This is a genomic window from Streptomyces nymphaeiformis, assembly GCF_014203895.1.
GTDB lineage: Bacteria > Actinomycetota > Actinomycetes > Streptomycetales > Streptomycetaceae > Streptomyces > Streptomyces nymphaeiformis.
Genome location: NZ_JACHJY010000009.1, coordinates 238,541 through 255,239, shown reverse-complemented (window position 1 = coordinate 255,239; position 16,699 = coordinate 238,541). Strand labels below are relative to the sequence as shown.

The window sequence follows — 16,699 nt, the reverse complement described above, 5'->3', positions numbered from 1 at the left end:
TCGAAAGGCGGGCCGGGCGAGCCCGGCTCCGTCAGGATGGGCGCATGGGATTCCATGTCGATTCCGAGACCGGGCGCCTGCGCCGCGTCATCCTGCACCGGCCCGATCTGGAGCTGAAGCGGCTCACCCCGTCCAACAAGGACGCCCTCCTCTTCGACGACGTGCTGTGGGTGCGCCGGGCCCGGCAGGAGCACGACGGCTTCGCGGACGTGCTGCGTGACCGGGGGGTGGAGGTGCACCTCTTCGGGGACCTGCTGCGCGAGGCCCTGGAGGTGCCGACGGCCCGCGCGCTGGTCCTGGAGCGGGTCTTCCACGAGAAGGAGTACGGGCCGCTCGCCGCCGACCACCTGCGCGCGGCCTTCGACTCGCTGGACTCCGCCGCGCTCGTCGAGGCACTGGTCGGCGGGATGACGAAGCGGGAGTTCCTGGCGGCGCACCGGGAGCCGACGTCGGTCCGCTTTCACGCCATGGACCTGGACGACTTCCTCCTCGGTCCGCTGCCGAACCACATCTTCACCCGGGACACCTCGGCCTGGATCTACGACGGCGTGTCCATCAACGCCATGCGCTGGCCGGCCCGGCAGCGCGAGACGATGCACTTCGAGGCGATCTACAAGCACCACCCGCTGTTCACGGGCCCGGAGGCGGGTTCCTTCCACCACTGGTCGGAGGGGCAGTCGGACTATCCGTCGACGATCGAGGGCGGCGACGTCCTCGTCATCGGCAACGGCGCCGTGCTGATCGGGATGAGCGAGCGGACCACGCCGCAGGCGGTGGAGATGCTGGCGCGGAGGATGTTCGCGTCCGGTTCGGCGCGCACGATCGTCGCGCTCGACATGCCGAAGCGGCGGGCGTTCATGCACCTGGACACGGTGATGACGATGGTCGACCAGGACACGTTCACACAGTACGCGGGTCTCGGCATGCTCCGCTCGTACACGATCGAGCCGGGCGACGCGGGACAGCCGCTGCGGGTCACCGACCATCCGCCGGAGCAGATGCACAGCGCCATCGCGGCGGCGCTCGGGCTCCAGGACATCCGGGTGCTCACGGCGACCCAGGACGTGCACGCGGCGGAGCGCGAGCAGTGGGACGACGGGTGCAACGTGCTGGCCGTGGAGCCGGGGGTGGTCGTCGCGTACGAGCGGAACGTCACGACGAACACGCACCTGCGCAAGCAGGGCATCGAGGTGATCGAGATCCCCGGCAGCGAGCTGGGCCGGGGGAGGGGCGGTCCGCGCTGCATGAGCTGTCCGGTGGAGCGGGACGCCGCCTGAGCGGCGGGGCGGGGGAGGGGGCTGTATAGAAATGTTGAAGTGCGTATACACTTCCAGGAGTCCCGACCGCCGTCCTCCCGACCCGTACCCACAGGAGCGCGTCCCATGGCCACAGACCTCATCGGCCGCCACTTCCTCAAGGAGCTGGACTTCACCGCCGAGGAGTTCCGCGGCCTGATCGCGCTCGCCGCCGAGCTCAAGGCCGCCAAGAAGGCGGGCACCGAGGTGCAGCGGCTGCGCGGCAGGAACATCGCCCTGATCTTCGAGAAGACCTCGACCCGCACCCGCTGCGCCTTCGAGGTCGCCGCCGCCGACCAGGGCGCCTCCACCACCTACCTCGACCCCTCGGGCTCCCAGATCGGCCACAAGGAGTCGGTCAAGGACACCGCCCGCGTCCTCGGCCGGATGTTCGACGGCATCGAGTACCGGGGCGACAGCCAGGCCGCGGTCGAGGAGCTCGCCGCCTTCGCGGGCGTGCCCGTCTTCAACGGCCTCACCGACGACTGGCACCCCACCCAGATGCTGGCCGACGTGCTCACCATGACCGAGCACGTGGACAAGCCGATCGACGGGATCGCCTTCGCGTACCTCGGCGACGCCCGCTTCAACATGGGCAACTCCTACCTCGTCACCGGCGCCCTGCTCGGCATGGACGTCCGGATCGTCGCCCCCGAGGCGTACTGGCCGGCCGAGGAGGTCGTCGCCGCGGCCCGCAAGCTCGGGGAGGCCAGCGGCGCCACGATCACGCTCACCGAGGACGTGCCGCAGGGCGTGGCCGGAGCGGACTTCGTCGTCACCGACGTCTGGGTGTCCATGGGCGAGCCCAAGGAGGTCTGGGACGAGCGGATCGCCGCGCTGTCCCCGTACTCCGTGACGATGGACGTGCTGCGCGCCACCGGCAACCCGGACGTCAAGTTCCTGCACTGCCTGCCCGCCTTCCACGACCTGGGCACGGCCGTCGGCCGTGACATCCACGCCCGGCACGGCCTGACCGAGCTGGAGGTCTCGGACGAGGTCTTCGAGTCGGCGCACTCGGTGGTCTTCGACGAGGCCGAGAACCGGATGCACACGATCAAGGCGGTCCTGGTCGCGACGCTGGGCGCGTAGACCGCACGGGCCCACGGCTTCCCCCGGCCCCCGCGCAGGCCCCACGGCCCCCGCGGGGGCCGTCTCGTCCCGTCAGCCCGCCCGCCGGCGCCGCTGTTCCGGTATCCCGGGCAGCGTGAACCAGACCGCCTTGCCCTGCGCCGTCGGGCGGTGGCCGCAGTCGCTGCTCAGTGCCCGGATCAGGAAGAGGCCGCGGCCGTTCTCCTGCCAGGGGTCGACCCCGGTCTCCAGATCGGGGCAGACGAGCTCGTCGGGGCGGGCGGGCTGGGAGTCGTGGACCTCGATCTGGCAGCCGCCGGGCGCCGAGAGCAGCTCGACGACCAGCTCGATGGGGCCGGCGCCGGCGGTGTGCTCGACGGCGTTGGCGACGAGCTCGGCGGTGAGGAGCTCCGCCGTGTCGCGGTCGGGGCGGCCCCCGGCCCCGGGGGCGGGGTCGGTGAGCGCGTTGCGGACCAGGGCGCGGGCGATCGGCACGGCGGCGGTGGTGTGGGGCAGGCGGACGCGCCACGCGGTGGCGGGTCCGGTGGTGGCTTCGGGCATGTGCGGCAGGCTCCCTTCACCGAGGAGTGGGCGCTTCACCGGGAGGTGGGGCGGGACGAGTGGGCGGGTGGGGGCGGGGTGGGGAAACCCGAGACGTCCTGGTTTCAACCTTACGAGGTGCAAAATCCGTTTCCCAGGGCACCCCCACCCCCGCGACAGGGACTTCGGTCACTGATCGTCCGGGACCTCGGGAGGTCCGGATTCACGCCGTCCTTATCGGCCTTATCGCGTACTCGTGACGACAGTCACAGTAGGGTGATACCCTCCCTGCGGAGGAAGGAGGCCCCTCGGATGAGCCCCTTTACCGGCTCCACGCCCCGCACGGCCCACTGGCAGCACCTGCGCCTCGACATCGACCAGGGCGTCGCCACCGTCACCCTCGCCCGCCCCGCGAAACTCAATGCGCTCACCTTCGGCGCCTACGCCGACCTGCGCGACCTCCTCGCCGAGCTCTCCCGCGAGCGCGCCGTCCGCGCCCTCGTCCTCGGCGGCGAAGGCCGCGGCTTCTGCTCGGGCGGCGACGTCGACGAGATCATCGGCGCCACCCTCGCCCTCGACACCGCCCGGCTCCTCGACTTCAACCGGATGACCGGCCAGGTCGTCCGCGCGATCCGCGAATGCCCCTTCCCCGTCGTCGCCGCGCTCCACGGCGTCGCCGCCGGCGCCGGGGCCGTCCTCGCCCTCGCCGCCGACTTCCGGATCGCCGACCCCACCACCCGCTTCTCGTTCCTCTTCACCCGGGTCGGGCTCTCCGGCGGCGACATGGGCGCCGCCTATCTGCTGCCCCGGGTCGTCGGACTCGGCCACGCCACCCGCCTGCTCATGCTGGGCGAGCCCGTCCACGCGGCCGAGGCCGAGCGCATCGGCCTCCTCAGCGAGCTCACCGAGGAGGGCGCGGCGGGGGAGCGGGCGGCCGCCCTCGCCCGCCGCCTCGCGGACGGTCCGGCCCTCGCCCTCGCCCAGACGAAGGCGCTGCTCACCGCCGAGCTCGACATGCCGCTCGCGGCGGCCGTCGAAATGGACGCGGCGACGCAGGCGCTGCTGATGAACGGCGAGGACTACGCCGAGTTCCACGCGGCCTTCACCGAGAAACGCCCCCCGAAGTGGCGGGGGTGCTGACGGTGCCGGGGCAGGACCAGGGAGCCCCCGCAGACCCGGCCCAGGCCCCCGGACGCGCGGCCGCCCCGGACCTCAAGCCTGGAGGCGCCCCCGCCCCGGGCCCCAGGCCCGGACGCGTCTCCGCCCCGGACCTCAAGCCTGGAGGCGCCCCCGCCCCGGGCCCCAAGCCCGAGGACGCCGCTGCCCCTGCCCCTGCCCCTGCCCCTGCCCCTGCCCCTGATCCCGGCTCCGATTCCGGCCCCGGCCCCCGCCCCGCCCGGATCGCCGTCGTAGGCGGTGGTCCCGGCGGTCTCTACGCCGCCGCGCTCCTCAAGCGCCAGGACCCCGCCCGCGAGATCACCGTCTGGGAGCGGAACGCGCCCTCCGACACCTTCGGGTTCGGCGTCGTCCTCTCCGACGAGACCCTCGGCGGGATCCGGGACGCCGACCCCGTCGTGTACGAGGCGCTGCGCCGCGAGCTCGTCCGCTGGGACGACATCGACGTCGTCCACCGGGGCCACCGCACCACCTCCACCGGCCACGGCTTCGCCGCCCTCGGCCGCCGCCGGCTCCTGGAGCTCCTGCACGCCCGCTGCGCCGACCTCGGCGTACGGCTCCGGTTCCGCACCGAGGCCCCGCCCGCCGCCGTCCTCGCCGGCGGCCACGACCTGGTGATCGCCGCCGACGGCGTCCACAGCCACACCCGCGAGACCCACGCCGCGCACTTCCGCCCCCGGATCACCACCCACCGCTGCCGCTACATCTGGCTCGCCGCCGACTTCCCCTTCGAGGCCTTCCGCTTCGAGATCGCCGAGACCGAGTACGGCGTGATGCAGCTCCACGCCTACCCGTACTCCACCGACTCCTCCACGGTCATCGTCGAGATGCGCGAGGAGGTCTGGCGGGCCGCCGGCTTCCACGAGCTCGACGAGGCCGAGTCCACCGCCCGCTGCGCCAAGATCTTCGCCGAGGCGCTCGGCGGCCGGGAGCTCCGCGCGAACAACTCCACCTGGACCGCCTTCCGTACCGTCGCCAACGCCCGCTGGTCGCACGGCAACACCGTGCTCATCGGCGACGCCGCCCACACCGCGCACTTCTCCATCGGCTCCGGCACCAAACTGGCCGTCGAGGACGCCGTCGCCCTCGCCGCCGCCGTCGCCGCCCACCCGGACCTCGACGAGGCCCTCACCGCGTACGAGACGGAGCGCCGTCCCGTCGTCGAGTCCACCCAGCGCGCGGCCGGCGCCAGCCTGCGCTGGTTCGAGGAGCTCGCCGGGCACGTCGACCGGCCGCCCCGCCGCTTCGCCTTCGACCTGCTCACCCGCAGCCGCCGCGTCACCCACGCCAACCTGCGCCTGCGCGACCCGGCGTTCACCGCCGCCGTCGAGGCGGACTTCGGCTGCCCGCCCGGCACCCCGCCGATGTTCACCCCGTTCCGGCTGCGCGGACTGACCCTCCGCAACAGGGTCGTCGTCTCACCCATGGACCTGTACGTCGCCGAGGACGGCGTCCCCGGCGACTTCCACCTCGTCCACCTCGGCTCCAGGGCCCTCGGCGGCGCCGGACTCGTCATGACCGAGATGGTCTGCGTGAGCCCCGAGGGCCGCATCACCCCGGGCTGCGCCGGCCTCTGGACGGACGGGCAGGCCGAGGCCTGGTCCCGCATAGCCGACTTCGTCCATACGCAGTCGCCCGGCACCGCGCTCGGCGTCCAGCTCGGCCACTCCGGCCGCAAGGGCTCCACCCGCCGCATGTGGGAGGGCATCGACCAGCCCCTCCCCGACGGGAACTGGCCCCTCGTCGCCGCCTCGCCCCTCCCGTACCGGGCGGGCGTCAACCAGACCCCGGCCGCCCTCGACCGCGCCGGACTGACCGCCGTACGCGAGCAGTTCACCGCCGCCGCCCACCGCGCCGCCCGCAGCGGCTTCGACCTGCTCGAACTGCACTGCGCCCACGGCTACCTCCTCTCCTCCTTCCTCTCCCCGCTCACCAACCACCGCACCGACGCCTACGGCGGCGACCTCACCGCCCGGCTGCGCTACCCCCTGGAGGTCTTCGACGCGGTACGGGAGGCCTGGCCGGCCGACCGGCCCATGACCGTCCGCATCTCCGCCACCGACTGGGCCGAGGGCGGCACGACCGCCGCCGATGCCGTCGCGATCGCCCGCGCCTTCGCGGACTACGGCGCCGACGCCATCGACGTCTCCACCGGCCAGGTCGTCCCCGAGGAGGAGCCCGCCTTCGGCCGCTCGTACCAGACGCCCTACGCCGACCGCATCCGCAACGAGCTCGGCGTCCCGGTGATCGCGGTCGGCGCGATCTCCTCCTGGGACGACGTCAACTCCCTGCTCCTCGCGGGCCGCGCCGACCTCTGCGCCCTCGCCCGACCCCACCTCTACGACCCGCACTGGACCCTGCACGCGGCGGCCGAGCAGGAGTACCAGGGCCCGGCCGCCCCCTGGCCCGCCCCGTACCGCGCGGGCAGCCGCCGCCCGCCGACCGGCCGCCGGGACTGACGGCGCTGGACGCTCGCGCATGCGGGTGCGACGCGAGGCCATGGTCCGCGCACCGCCCCCGCCCTTGAATGAGGGCATGACGGAAAACAGGGGCGGGAAGGGTGCCGGGGCGGTCCTCGGCGCGGCGACGGTGGCGACCGGACTGGTCGCGGGGGTGTGGTTCGCGTACGTCTGCTCGGTGATGCCGGCGCTGGCGCGCAGCGACGACCGGGTCTACGTGGAGGTGATGCGGAACATCAACGACGTGATCCAGAACCCGGTGTTCTTCACCCCGTTCTTCGGGGTGCCGGTCCTCACGGCGGTCGCGGCCTGGCAGCACCGCGCCGGCCGGGCCCGGATCTGGACGCTCGCCGGGTTCGTCCTCGGCCTGGCGGTCCTGGTCGTCACCTCGGCGGCGAACGTCCCGCTCAACGACGCCCTCGCGGCGACGAAGGACCCCGCCGCCGCCCGCGCCGCCTTCGAGACCCCGTGGGTGGCGTGGAACCTGGTCCGCGCGGTCCTCGGCACGGCCGGGCTCGCCTGCCTGCTGCGTGCCCTGGCCGTACGGAAGTAGCTACTCCCCCGAGAGGAACGGGCCGACGTACTCCGCGCCCCGGTCCCGCAGCAGTTCGTGCAGGGCCGTGAAGACCTCCGCCGAGCGGCGGCCCGGCCAGTCGTCCGGCAGGAGCTCCGCCGGGAGCACCGGGTCCGCGTACGGCAGCCGGCGCCAGGAGTCCAGGGCGAGGAGGTAGTCCCGGTAGGCGTCCTCGGCATCCGCCGGGGCCGACCGCCAGGCCCGCAGGACCGGCTCGTGGGCCGCCAGGAACTCCTCGTGGAGCCCGGCGATTGCCGGCAGGTCCCACCAGCGGGCCACCGCCTCGGCGGTCGCCGCGTACCCCAGGTGGTCGCCGCGGAAGAGGTCCACGTACGGGGAGAGCTCCAGGCGCTCCAGGGCGTTCCGGGTCTCCTCGTAGAGCCGGGCGGGCGCGATCCAAACGCCCGGGGCGGCCGAGCCGAAGCCGAGGCGGGCGAGCCGGGAGCGCAGCAGGTGCCGCTTGTGCCGCTCGGCCTCGGGCACGGAGAAGACGGCGAGGACCCAGCCCTCGGACAGCTTCGGCTCCGTACGGGCGTAGATCCGGCGGTCGCCGTCGTCCAGGAGCCGCCGGGCGTCCTCCGAGAGGGCGTACCCGGCGGCACCGCCCGCCGTCCGGCCGGGCAGCAGCAGCCCGCGCCGCTTCAGCCGCGACACCGAGGAACGCACCGAGGGCGCGTCGACGCCGAGCACGCCGAGCAGCCTGATGAGCGCCGCCACCGGCACCGGCGACTCGTCGGGCGCACGGCCGTAGGCGCCGTAGAAGGAGACGATCAGGGATCGGGGGGTGTGCTGCTCGGCCACGTGATCACTCTAAAGCCCTTCGGTCACGCCGGGTTCCGGAGCAGGAAGCGCTGGAGCTTGCCCGTCGCCGTGCGCGGCAGCGCGTCGAGGAAGACGATCTCCCGGGGAGATTTGTACGGGGCGATGCGGGCGCGGACGAAGGCCCGCAGGGCGGCGGCGGTCCCGGCGTCGCGCGGCACCCCGTCCCGTACCACCGTGTAGGCCACGACGACCTGGCCGCGCAGCTCGTCCGGGCGGCCCACCACGGCCGTCTCCACGACGTCGGGGTGGTCGAGGAGCACCTCCTCGACCTGGGGTCCGGCGATGTTGTAGCCGGCGGAGATGATCATGTCGTCGGCCCGTGAGACGTAGCGGAACCAGCCGTCGGGTTCGCGGACGTACGTGTCGCCCGTGACGTTCCAGCCGTTCCGTACGTACTCCGCCTGGCGGGGGTCGGCCAGATAGCGGCAGCCCACCGGGCCGCGCACCGCGAGCAGGCCCTCCTCGCCGTCCGGGACGGCGTTGCCGTCGCGGTCGACGATCCTGGCCTGCCAGCCGGGCACCGGGCGGCCGGTCCTGCCGGGGCGTATGTCGCCGTCGGCGGCGGAGATGAAGATGTGCAGCAGCTCCGTCGCCCCGATGCCGTTGATCAGGCGGAGTCCGGTCCGCGCGTACCAGGCCGTCCAGGTCGCCTCCGGCAGGTTCTCGCCGGCCGAGACGCAGCGGCGCAGCGAGGAGACCTCCGGAGCGGTGCCCAGGGTCAGCTCGTCGAGCATCACCCGGTAGGCCGTGGGGGCGGTGAAGAGCACCGACACGCGGTGCCGCTCGATCGCCGCGAGGAGCTGCTTGGGTCCGGCCTGTTCGAGGAGGACCGCGCTCGCCCCGGCCCGCAGGGGGAAGACGACGAGCCCGCCGAGGCCGAAGGTGAAGGCGAGCGGCGGCGAACCGGCGAAGACGTCGTCGGGCAGCGGGCGCAGGACGTGCGCGGAGAAGGTGTCGGCGACGGCCAGGACGTCCCGGTGGAAGTGGACGCAGCCCTTGGGCCGCCCGGTCGTGCCGGAGGTGAAGGCGATCAGGGCCACGTCGTCGGCGGCGGTCGCCACCGCCTCGTACGGCTCCGAGTGCCGTTCGGCGAGGGTCAGCAGGTCGTCCGGGCCGTCCCCGCCGAAGGGGGTGACCCGGAGCCCGGGTATCCGGGCCGCGAGCAGCTCGTCGAGCACGCGGTCGTCGCAGAGCGCGTGGGTGCACTGGGCCGCTTCGGCCATCACGGCCAGTTCGGGGGCGCGCTGCTGGGCCAGGACGGTGACGGCGACCCCGCCGGCCTTCATCACGGCGAGCCAGCAGGCGGCGAGCCAGGGGGTGGTGGGGCCGCGCAGGAGGACCCGGTTGCCGGGCAGCACCCGCAGGTCGGTGGTGAGGACGTGCGCGATGCGGTTCACCCGTTCGCGGAGCTCCCCGTAGCTCCAGACCCCGCCCTCGCCGTCGAGGAACGCGGGACGGTCGGCGCCGAACCGCTCCACCGTGCGGTCGAGGAGCTCCGTGCCGCAGTTGAGCCGGTCGGGGTAGAGGAGCTCGGGAAGGTCGAAGACGAGCCGGGGCCAGTGGCCGGGCGGGGGCAGCCGGTCCCGGGCGAACGTGTCGAGGTGGGCCGTAGGTGTCAGCTCCATGAGTCCGTCCCCCTGTCGTGGTGGGGTCGTCCATCGCTCCACGAGCGTATCGTGTTGGTGACGACAGTCAACGGTTCGCGACAGAGGTGCCGCGAGGCGCGGGGACGAAAGCGCCGGACGCCGCCCGGAGCAGGGCGTCGAACGGCGCTCGGCCCAGGGCGTCGGGCGACGCCGGGGTCAGGGCGCCGGACGCCGCCCGGAGCGGGGCGTCGGACGGCGTCGGGACGAAGGCACCGGAGGGCGCCCGGAGCAGGGCGTCGAAGGGAGTCGGGACGAAGGCACCGGAGGGCGCCTGGGCGAAGGCGCGGGAAGGAGTCGGGACCGGGCCCCCGGAGGGAGCCCGGAGGAGAGCGCCGGGCGGCGTCAGGACCACGGCGCCGGACGGTGCACGGACGACGGCGCCGCACGGCGCCGCCACACGGGCGCCGGAGGGCGTCAGGGAGGGCCCACATGCCCGCATTCTCGCTCGATCCGGCACAGACCACCTGGTGTGCGGAGCTCAGCGCGCTCGCCGCCGAACGCCTGAAGCCCCTCGCCGACCAGGGCGAACCCGGCCGGGTGAACCGCCCCCTCGTCGCCGCCCTCGGCGAGCTCGGCCTGCTCGCCCGCCTCTTCGAGGCCGGCGCCCTCGAACTCTGCCTCCTGCGCGAATCCCTCGCCCGGACCTGCACCGAGGCCGAGACCGCCCTCGCCCTCCAGGGCCTCGGCACCCACCCCGTCGCCGCCTTCGGCACGCCCGCCCAGCGCGCCCGCTGGCTCCCCGAGGCCACCGCAGGACGCGCCGTCGCCGCCTTCGCCCTCTCGGAGCCGGACGCCGGCTCCGACGCCGCCGCCCTCGCCCTCGACGCCGTCCCCGACGGGCGCGGCGGCTGGCGGCTGCACGGCGAGAAACGCTGGATCTCCAACGCCCCCGAGGCCGACTTCGCCACCGTCTTCGCCCGCACCACCCGGGGTGCGGGGGCCCGCGGTGTCACCGCCTTCCTCGTCCCCGCCGACCGCCCGGGCCTCGGCGGCGAGCCGCTCGACATGCTCGCCCCGCACGCCCTCGGCACCCTCACCTTCGACGGCGTCCCCGTCGGCCCCGAGGACCTCCTCGGCGCACCGGACAAGGGCTTCCGCGTCGCCATGAACACCCTCAACCTCTTCCGCCCCAGCGTCGGCGCCTTCGCCGTCGGGATGGCGCAGGCCGCCCTCGACGCGGCCCTCGCCCACACCGCCGCCCGCCCCGCCTTCGGGGGCGTCCTCGCCGACCTCCAGGCCGTCTCGCACCGCGTCGCCGAGATGGCCACCCGCACCGAGGCCGCCCGCCTCCTCGTGTACGCGGCGGCCGTCGCGTACGACGAGGGCGACCCGGACGTCCCCCGGCGCTCGGCCATGGCCAAGCTCCTCGCCACCGAGACCGCCCAGTACGTCGTCGACGCCGCCGTCCAGCTGCACGGCGCCCTCGCCCTCCAGCGCGGCCACCTCCTGGAGCACCTCTACCGGGAGGTCCGCGCGCCCCGGATCTACGAGGGCGCGACGGAGGTGCAGCGCACGATCATCGCGAAGGAGCTGTACGCGAAGGTGCCGACCGCGACGTCCATCGAGGAGCCGAAGACCGAGGAGCCGACCCCATGAGCCTGCACCGCCACAACCCCGCCGAACTCTCCCCGCCCACCGGCTTCTCGCACGCCGTCACCGCCACCGGCACCCGGCTCGTCTTCCTCGCCGGACAGACCGCGCTCGACACCGAGGGCAAGGTCGTGGGGGAGGACCTCACCGAGCAGTTCGCCACCGCCCTCGGCAATCTGCTCACCGCCCTGCGGCACGCCGGCGGCACCCCCGCCGACCTCGCCCGCGTCACCGTCTACACCACGGACGTCCCCGGCTACCGCGAGCAGGCACACGAACTGGGCCGCATCTGGCGCCGGTTGGCGGGCCGTGACTACCCGGCGATGGCCGTCATCGGAGTCGTACGCCTCTGGGACGAGCAGGCCCTGGTGGAACTCGACGGCTTCGCGGTCCTGGAGGAACCCGCGCACGCTTGATCAACTGGTCGACCGCCCGGGCCGGGCTTAGTGTCGAAAGGTGGACTGACCGGCCCACGGCTCACTCACCAGGCGAGGCCCGAGGCGCCCAATGAGTACACCCAAGCCGACGACACCGGCACAGACCGTCGCCCCGAAGAAGGGCGGTGACGGCAAGGGCATCGCCCTGTTCGTGATCGCCTCCTGTCAGCTGATGGTCGTCCTCGACATCACGATCGTGAACATCGCGCTCCCGCACATCCAGAGCGCGCTGGACTTCTCCACGACCAGCCTGTCCTGGGTCGTCAACGCCTACACCCTCACCTTCGGCGGCCTGCTGCTCCTCGGCGGGCGCACCGGCGACATCCTGGGCCGACGGCGCGTGTTCATGGCCGGCGTGCTGCTCTTCGGACTCGCCTCCCTGCTCTGCGGACTCGCGCAGAGCGAGTGGCAACTCCTCGCGGCCCGTTCGCTCCAGGGCGTCGGCGGCGCGATCGCCTCGCCGACCTCGCTCTCCCTCATCACCACCACGTTCGACGAAGGCCCGGAACGCAACCGGGCCTTCGGCGTCTTCGCCGGCGTCTCGGCCGGCGGCGGCGCGATCGGCCTGGTGGCCGGAGGCATGCTCGTCCAGTGGCTCGACTGGCGCTGGATCTTCTTCGTGAACGTGCCGATCGCCATCGTGATCGCGGTCCTCACCCCGCGTCACGTCAAGGAGTCCGAGCGGCACCCCGGCCACTTCGACCTCGCCGGCGCGGTGACGGCGACGCTCGGCATGGTGGCGCTGGTGTACGGATTCATCCGGGCCGCGCAGGAGGGCTGGTCCGATCCCTACACGATCGGCTCGTTCGTGGCCGCGATCATCCTCCTGGCCACGTTCATCCTGATCGAGCGGCGCTCCCAGCAGCCCATCACACCGCTGCACATGTTCGCCGACCGCAACCGCTCGGGCACCTACGTCATCATGCTCTGCCTGGCGGCGGCCATCTTCGGGATGTTCTTCTTCCTCACCCTGTTCGTGCAGCAGGTGCTGGGATTCAGCCCGTTGACGACGGGTCTCGCGTTCCTGCCGGTGAGCGCGATCATCGCGGTCGGAGCGGGCTTCACGTCCAACCTGCTGCCCAGGTTCGGTCCGAAACCCTTCATGGTGACGGGCTCGCTGCTCACCGCGGTCGGCCTGTCCTGGCTGACGCTCACCGACGTGGACTCCACCTATCTCGGCAGCATCCTGGGACCGATCCTCATCTTCGGCCTCGGCATGGGCCTGATGTTCGTCTCGCTGACCATCATGGCGCTGTCGAACGTCCCGCAGCAGGAGTCCGGCGCCGCTTCCGGCCTGCTCAACGCCATGCAGCAGGTGGGCGGTTCGCTCGGCCTCTCGATCCTGGTGACCGTCTTCGGCACGGCCAGCCGCAACGAGGCGGACACGCAGGTCCCCGCCTTCCTCTCGCAGGCCGGCCCGCTGGAGAAGGCCCAGTTCGCCAAGACGGGCCAGCTCCCGCCCCCCTGGGGCGACCAGGTCCTGGCCTCCGGCGTCTCCGCGGGATTCGTGACGGCGGCGATCTTCGCCGTCGTCGGGGCCCTGGTCGCCCTGTTCGTGATCCAGGTCCGCGAGTCCGACCTCGAACGCCTCAAGGGCGGCGGCGTGATGCCCGGGGCCGGCTGAGCCTCCTGCCTACGTGTCGCAGGCGATCCCGTCGCGGTCGCGGTCGAGCCCGGAGCGGTAGCCGGGCTCGCCGCGCCGGAGGGGCGCGGCCCCGGCCGCCCGGGCCGCGTCGCAGTCGGCGAAGTAGACGCCGCCCCCGCCGGAACCCGGCGTGCGCTCGGGAGCGGTCGTCGCCGGCTCGGGATGCAACGGGGCGTACGGCCGCTCGGGACAGGCGGCACCGGGCGGAGCGACCTTCAGATAGACGGTCGCGTACTGCGGATTCTCGATCTCCCCGCCCGGAGCGGGGTCCTGGAAGCAGACCTTCCACGGGCCGTCGTCGCCGGGCAGCGCCACATCGGAGTACGCGCTCTCCACGTCGACCTTCTTGACCCCGACGGGCTTCAGCAGCTCACCGGCCCGAGCGAGGGTCACTCCGGTGACGGAGGGCATCGCGGGCCAGGGGATCTTCTCCCCGTCGGCGGCGGGGCAAGGCGCCCCGTCCCGCACCACACCGAGATCCAGCACGGGCCGGCCACCGTCCCGCTGCCCCGCCGAGGTCTGGAAGCACACGGCCCACTCACCCGCGTCCCACTGCCGGGCGTCCTGCTCGGAGGCATCGTGCGACACGACGGAGTACCCGGCGGCGGAGGCGACCTCCTGCGCCTCCTTGAGCCCCTTCCCGACGAGCGCGGGAGGCCCGGCGGGCGAGGGCGTGGCGGAGGCGGAGGCACTGACGGAAGCCGCGGGCGGCCGGGCATCGCCCCGCCCCGCCTTCCCCTCCTCCGGCGGATCCCCCCTGAGGAAGGGCAGCGCGAACCACACGGCCGCGAGCACACTGGCGAGGATCTTCCGCTTCCGGTCCCAGGGACTCAGCCACGCGAGCCCGATCCCGACGGGCGGCAGCACGACCAGCGCGACGACGACGAGCCCCGGATGCTGCCACCACCGCCGATCGGCTCCTCGGGGCGGCGACGGAGGCGGCGGCGGTGCATACGCGTACGAGTCCACGCCGGGATCGTAGACAGAACCCCCGCGCCGGGCGCGGGGGTTCGCGGGCCTCTTCCGGATTCCTCCGGACCGGGGCCCTGCTCGGGTCCTAGATGTCCCGGAAAAGACTCGATGGCGCTGCGACCTGCACTGATTGATTGCAAAGGGCTGCTGAGCTGGGCAGATGCCCTTTCCTATCTTTCAGATTAGTGCCAGCTGATGCGATCGGAAGTCCCAGGAAAGTCCCAGAGGAGCCCCATGTCCAGGTGATGCAGCCTTGCTTGTCTTGCGAGGGGGGCACGACCGGTGCTGAAGTGGAGGGGAAGGGGAGACGACCGTGGTTCGGATCGTCCCCTCTAGAAGCAGAAGGGTTCCGTCAACTGCCATGGCACAGATGTCGGGCGTGCTGTCGGTGTCGTGGTCGACGTTGGGGGTTCCGGTGATGAAGGGCATCTGGGGCTGCCGACCATCCGGCGGTGCCGTAGACGGTGTCCTCACCGGTCAGAGAGTCGGCCGCGGTGGCGAGTGAGGCGAGGTCGATGTCGCTGCGAAGGCCCACAGCGGCTCGCGTTCACCCGCTTCATCGCGCTAGCAGGTCAGCGCCTGAGGATAGGTGGATTCCGGTCGTACCCACACCATCAGGCGACGACAGGACTCATCAAAGGCCTACAAACCGCCCTCTGAAACATTCGCGGGGTGTCTTCGAGGTGAGCCCCAGAGCGGTCGTGACTCGCTCTGGGCGTGAAGTCCCTTAGAAGATGTGGCCATACGTGTTCCAGCCGCCGCCGATCCTGGTCCGCGTGGCGAACGGCGCGGCCGCGTTGCCGGTGCCCGGGTACAGCCACAGGACCCCGGCCCTGTCGCGGGCCACCGCGTCCGCCCTGCCGTCGTCGGTGAGGTCCCCGGCGACGACGAGCTGGTCGTACACACCCCAGCCGCCACCGACCCGCACCCGCGCGGCATACGGAGCCGTGCCGCTGCCCGTACCCCGGTACAGCCACAACACCCCGGCCTTGTCCCGCGCCAGCAGATCGGCCCGCCCGTCACCGGTCACATCGGCGCCACCGGCGAGCTGGTCGTACACACCCCAGCCACCGCCGACCCGCACCCGCGTCTTGAACCGCGCCCCGGTGAAGTTGCCGGTGCCCTCGTACAGCCACAGCACCCCGGCCTTGTCCCGCGCGAGCAGGTCCACGTACCCGTCCCGGTCGAGGTCCCCGGCACCGGCGATCCGGTCGTAGACGCCCCAGCCACCGCCGACCTGGACGCGGGGCGCGAAGGGGCCGTTGTAGTCGTCCTGGCGGTCGTAGTACCAGAGGGTGCCGGAAGCGTCGCGGGCGACGAGGTCGCCGTGTCCCCGGGTGGCGGCCGACGGCTTGACGTAGCCGTAGTGGACGGGGAACTCCGTCAGTGGGGAGAGTTCTGTGAGCGTGTTGTACGTCTGCCAGCCGGTACCGACCTGATCTCGGGACGCGAGCACCGAGGCCGCCTTGCCGGTGCCGTGGTACTGGAACAGGGTTCCGGTGGTGTCGCGGGCCAGGAGGCCGTGGCGGGGAAGGACGGGCTTGCCCAGCGCGGTGAAGGGGGCGCTTGTCTGGCGGACGTCGGAGTACTGGGTGCGGAAGTCGTAGATGTCGTACCTGGTGAGGGCCTCGAGTTTCGCCATGTACGTGCCTGCGAGCGTGGTGAGTTCGTAGCCGATGGTGTGGTCGCCGGGCTCGAGGCGGCAGTCGAAGTTCACCGAAGAGCTCAGGAGCGTGGTGGAGGGCTGGGTGCAGGTGGCTCCGGCCTCTGTGGTGAGCCCGCCGATGTGGATGTCGCCCGGCTGGCGCCAGAGGTACCCGTCGGCCGGTCGGAACCGGAGGGTCAGGTTTCCGGCGTCGTTGGCGTGGACCCGGAGCTGCTGGCGCACCGTTCCGCCGGAGGGGACGTCAGGCAGGTCGAAGGCCATGGTGTTCAGGGCGGCGGACGCGGCGGTCTTGACGACCACCTTCGCGCTGCCGTGGGTGGCGTCGGCCGGTGTCGCGCCGGCGGTGCGGGCGGTCTCGATGCCGGCTGCCAGGTCGCCGCCCACGGGAACATAGGCGAAGCCCCAGTGGACCGCGGTGTCCGGCGTGTCCTTGGGTACGACGAAGCCGGGGCGCAGGCCGGAGGGTCCGCACACGTACACGGCGACGAGACCGGCGACCTCCGTGCAGTCGTTGGCCTGCGTGGTGAATCCCTTCGGGACTCCCGCTCCGTCACCGGCCGGTCCGGTCAGCGGCTTGGTGGAGAAGGCGATCACGGTCTTGCCGCCGGGGGTGCCGGACTCCACCTGAGGCGAGAGGCGGGGCGCGGTACCGGGAGCCGCGACCTGGTCGTGCGCGGACAGTCTCAGGACGTTGTCCTCGGCTATGGCTGTGCCGGAGTTTGCGAGTGTCGCCACGGTGAGGAGACCGGTGGCGGCGCTGAAGGCTGCTATACGGCGTGCTGCTTGGTTCATGGATCCTTCTGTGTGTG

Annotated in this window: 13 protein-coding genes; 8 read left to right on the top strand and 5 right to left on the bottom strand. The window is 72.7% G+C overall.

Features of this window, described 5'->3' with window-relative positions:
- The first annotated feature begins 44 nt into the window (after positions 1–44).
- Both GGE06_RS29860 and argF read left to right on the top strand, forming a co-directional pair.
- A complete protein-coding gene (locus GGE06_RS29860; protein WP_116158336.1) occupies positions 45–1,277 on the top strand; it encodes an arginine deiminase in 1,233 nt (410 codons plus the stop codon).
- Positions 1,278–1,382: 105 nt separating this feature from the next.
- On the top strand, positions 1,383–2,384 hold the full coding sequence (gene argF, locus GGE06_RS29855; protein ID WP_184932298.1) for an ornithine carbamoyltransferase: 1,002 nt from the start codon (positions 1,383–1,385) through the stop codon (positions 2,382–2,384).
- Positions 2,385–2,456: 72 nt separating this feature from the next.
- On the opposite strand, the gene GGE06_RS29850 is transcribed toward argF, so the two are convergent.
- On the bottom strand, positions 2,457–2,924 hold the full coding sequence (locus tag GGE06_RS29850; RefSeq protein ID WP_116158334.1) for an ATP-binding protein: 468 nt from the start codon (positions 2,922–2,924) through the stop codon (positions 2,457–2,459).
- Between the two features lie 291 nt (positions 2,925–3,215).
- Here GGE06_RS29850 and GGE06_RS29845 point away from each other — a divergent pair, with 291 nt between their 5' ends.
- The 3 genes from GGE06_RS29845 (at position 3,216) to GGE06_RS29835 (ending at position 7,091) form a co-directional block, all read left to right on the top strand.
- Positions 3,216–4,043, top strand: coding sequence for an enoyl-CoA hydratase family protein (locus tag GGE06_RS29845; protein WP_116158333.1), 828 nt, complete (start codon positions 3,216–3,218; stop codon positions 4,041–4,043).
- A gap of 260 nt (positions 4,044–4,303) precedes the next feature.
- Positions 4,304–6,538, top strand: a complete 2,235-nt coding sequence (locus GGE06_RS29840) for a bifunctional salicylyl-CoA 5-hydroxylase/oxidoreductase (protein ID WP_184932386.1) — start codon at positions 4,304–4,306, stop codon at positions 6,536–6,538.
- Positions 6,539–6,614: 76 nt separating this feature from the next.
- Positions 6,615–7,091, top strand: coding sequence for an anthrone oxygenase family protein (locus tag GGE06_RS29835; RefSeq protein WP_116158332.1), 477 nt, complete (start codon positions 6,615–6,617; stop codon positions 7,089–7,091).
- Here the strand turns inward: GGE06_RS29835 and GGE06_RS29830 are convergent, their stop codons facing one another.
- Entirely contained in the window at positions 7,092–7,913 is an 822-nt protein-coding gene (locus GGE06_RS29830; protein ID WP_116158331.1) for a PaaX family transcriptional regulator, read from the bottom strand.
- Positions 7,914–7,936: 23 nt separating this feature from the next.
- Positions 7,937–9,559, bottom strand: coding sequence for an AMP-binding protein (locus GGE06_RS29825; RefSeq protein ID WP_184932297.1), 1,623 nt, complete (start codon positions 9,557–9,559; stop codon positions 7,937–7,939).
- 450 nt (positions 9,560–10,009) lie between these two features.
- On the opposite strand from GGE06_RS29825, the gene GGE06_RS29815 reads away from it, so the two are divergent.
- The 3 genes from GGE06_RS29815 to GGE06_RS29805 all read left to right on the top strand — a co-directional run bounded on the left by GGE06_RS29815 (position 10,010) and on the right by GGE06_RS29805 (position 13,231).
- Entirely contained in the window at positions 10,010–11,176 is a 1,167-nt protein-coding gene (locus tag GGE06_RS29815; RefSeq protein WP_116158329.1) for an acyl-CoA dehydrogenase family protein, read from the top strand.
- Positions 11,173–11,586, top strand: coding sequence for a RidA family protein (locus tag GGE06_RS29810; RefSeq protein WP_116165261.1), 414 nt, complete (start codon positions 11,173–11,175; stop codon positions 11,584–11,586). The genes GGE06_RS29815 and GGE06_RS29810 overlap by 4 nt, the downstream gene beginning before the upstream one ends.
- Positions 11,587–11,677: 91 nt before the next feature.
- Positions 11,678–13,231, top strand: coding sequence for an MFS transporter (locus tag GGE06_RS29805; RefSeq protein ID WP_184932296.1), 1,554 nt, complete (start codon positions 11,678–11,680; stop codon positions 13,229–13,231).
- A gap of 9 nt (positions 13,232–13,240) precedes the next feature.
- Here the strand turns inward: GGE06_RS29805 and GGE06_RS43855 are convergent, their stop codons facing one another.
- Together GGE06_RS43855 and GGE06_RS29795 are read right to left on the bottom strand one after the other, a co-directional pair.
- Positions 13,241–14,221, bottom strand: coding sequence for an excalibur calcium-binding domain-containing protein (locus GGE06_RS43855; protein ID WP_312883354.1), 981 nt, complete (start codon positions 14,219–14,221; stop codon positions 13,241–13,243).
- 730 nt (positions 14,222–14,951) lie between these two features.
- Complete coding sequence (locus GGE06_RS29795; protein ID WP_184932295.1) at positions 14,952–16,682, bottom strand: FG-GAP repeat domain-containing protein; 1,731 nt, start codon at positions 16,680–16,682, stop codon at positions 14,952–14,954.
- Positions 16,683–16,699 lie beyond the last annotated feature (17 nt).

Excerpts from the sequence above, each read along its gene's own strand:
- GGE06_RS29860 (WP_116158336.1), top strand. The coding sequence starts at position 45 with ATGGGATTCCATGTCGATTCCGAGACCGGGCGCCTGCGCCGCGTCATC.
- argF (WP_184932298.1), top strand. The coding sequence starts at position 1,383 with ATGGCCACAGACCTCATCGGCCGCCACTTCCTCAAGGAGCTGGACTTC.
- GGE06_RS29850 (WP_116158334.1), bottom strand. The coding sequence starts at position 2,924 with ATGCCCGAAGCCACCACCGGACCCGCCACCGCGTGGCGCGTCCGCCTG.
- GGE06_RS29845 (WP_116158333.1), top strand. The coding sequence starts at position 3,216 with ATGAGCCCCTTTACCGGCTCCACGCCCCGCACGGCCCACTGGCAGCAC.
- GGE06_RS29835 (WP_116158332.1), top strand. The coding sequence starts at position 6,615 with ATGACGGAAAACAGGGGCGGGAAGGGTGCCGGGGCGGTCCTCGGCGCG.
- GGE06_RS29825 (WP_184932297.1), bottom strand. The coding sequence starts at position 9,559 with ATGGAGCTGACACCTACGGCCCACCTCGACACGTTCGCCCGGGACCGG.
- GGE06_RS29815 (WP_116158329.1), top strand. The coding sequence starts at position 10,010 with ATGCCCGCATTCTCGCTCGATCCGGCACAGACCACCTGGTGTGCGGAG.
- GGE06_RS29810 (WP_116165261.1), top strand. The coding sequence starts at position 11,173 with ATGAGCCTGCACCGCCACAACCCCGCCGAACTCTCCCCGCCCACCGGC.
- GGE06_RS29805 (WP_184932296.1), top strand. The coding sequence starts at position 11,678 with ATGAGTACACCCAAGCCGACGACACCGGCACAGACCGTCGCCCCGAAG.
- GGE06_RS29795 (WP_184932295.1), bottom strand. The coding sequence starts at position 16,682 with ATGAACCAAGCAGCACGCCGTATAGCAGCCTTCAGCGCCGCCACCGGT.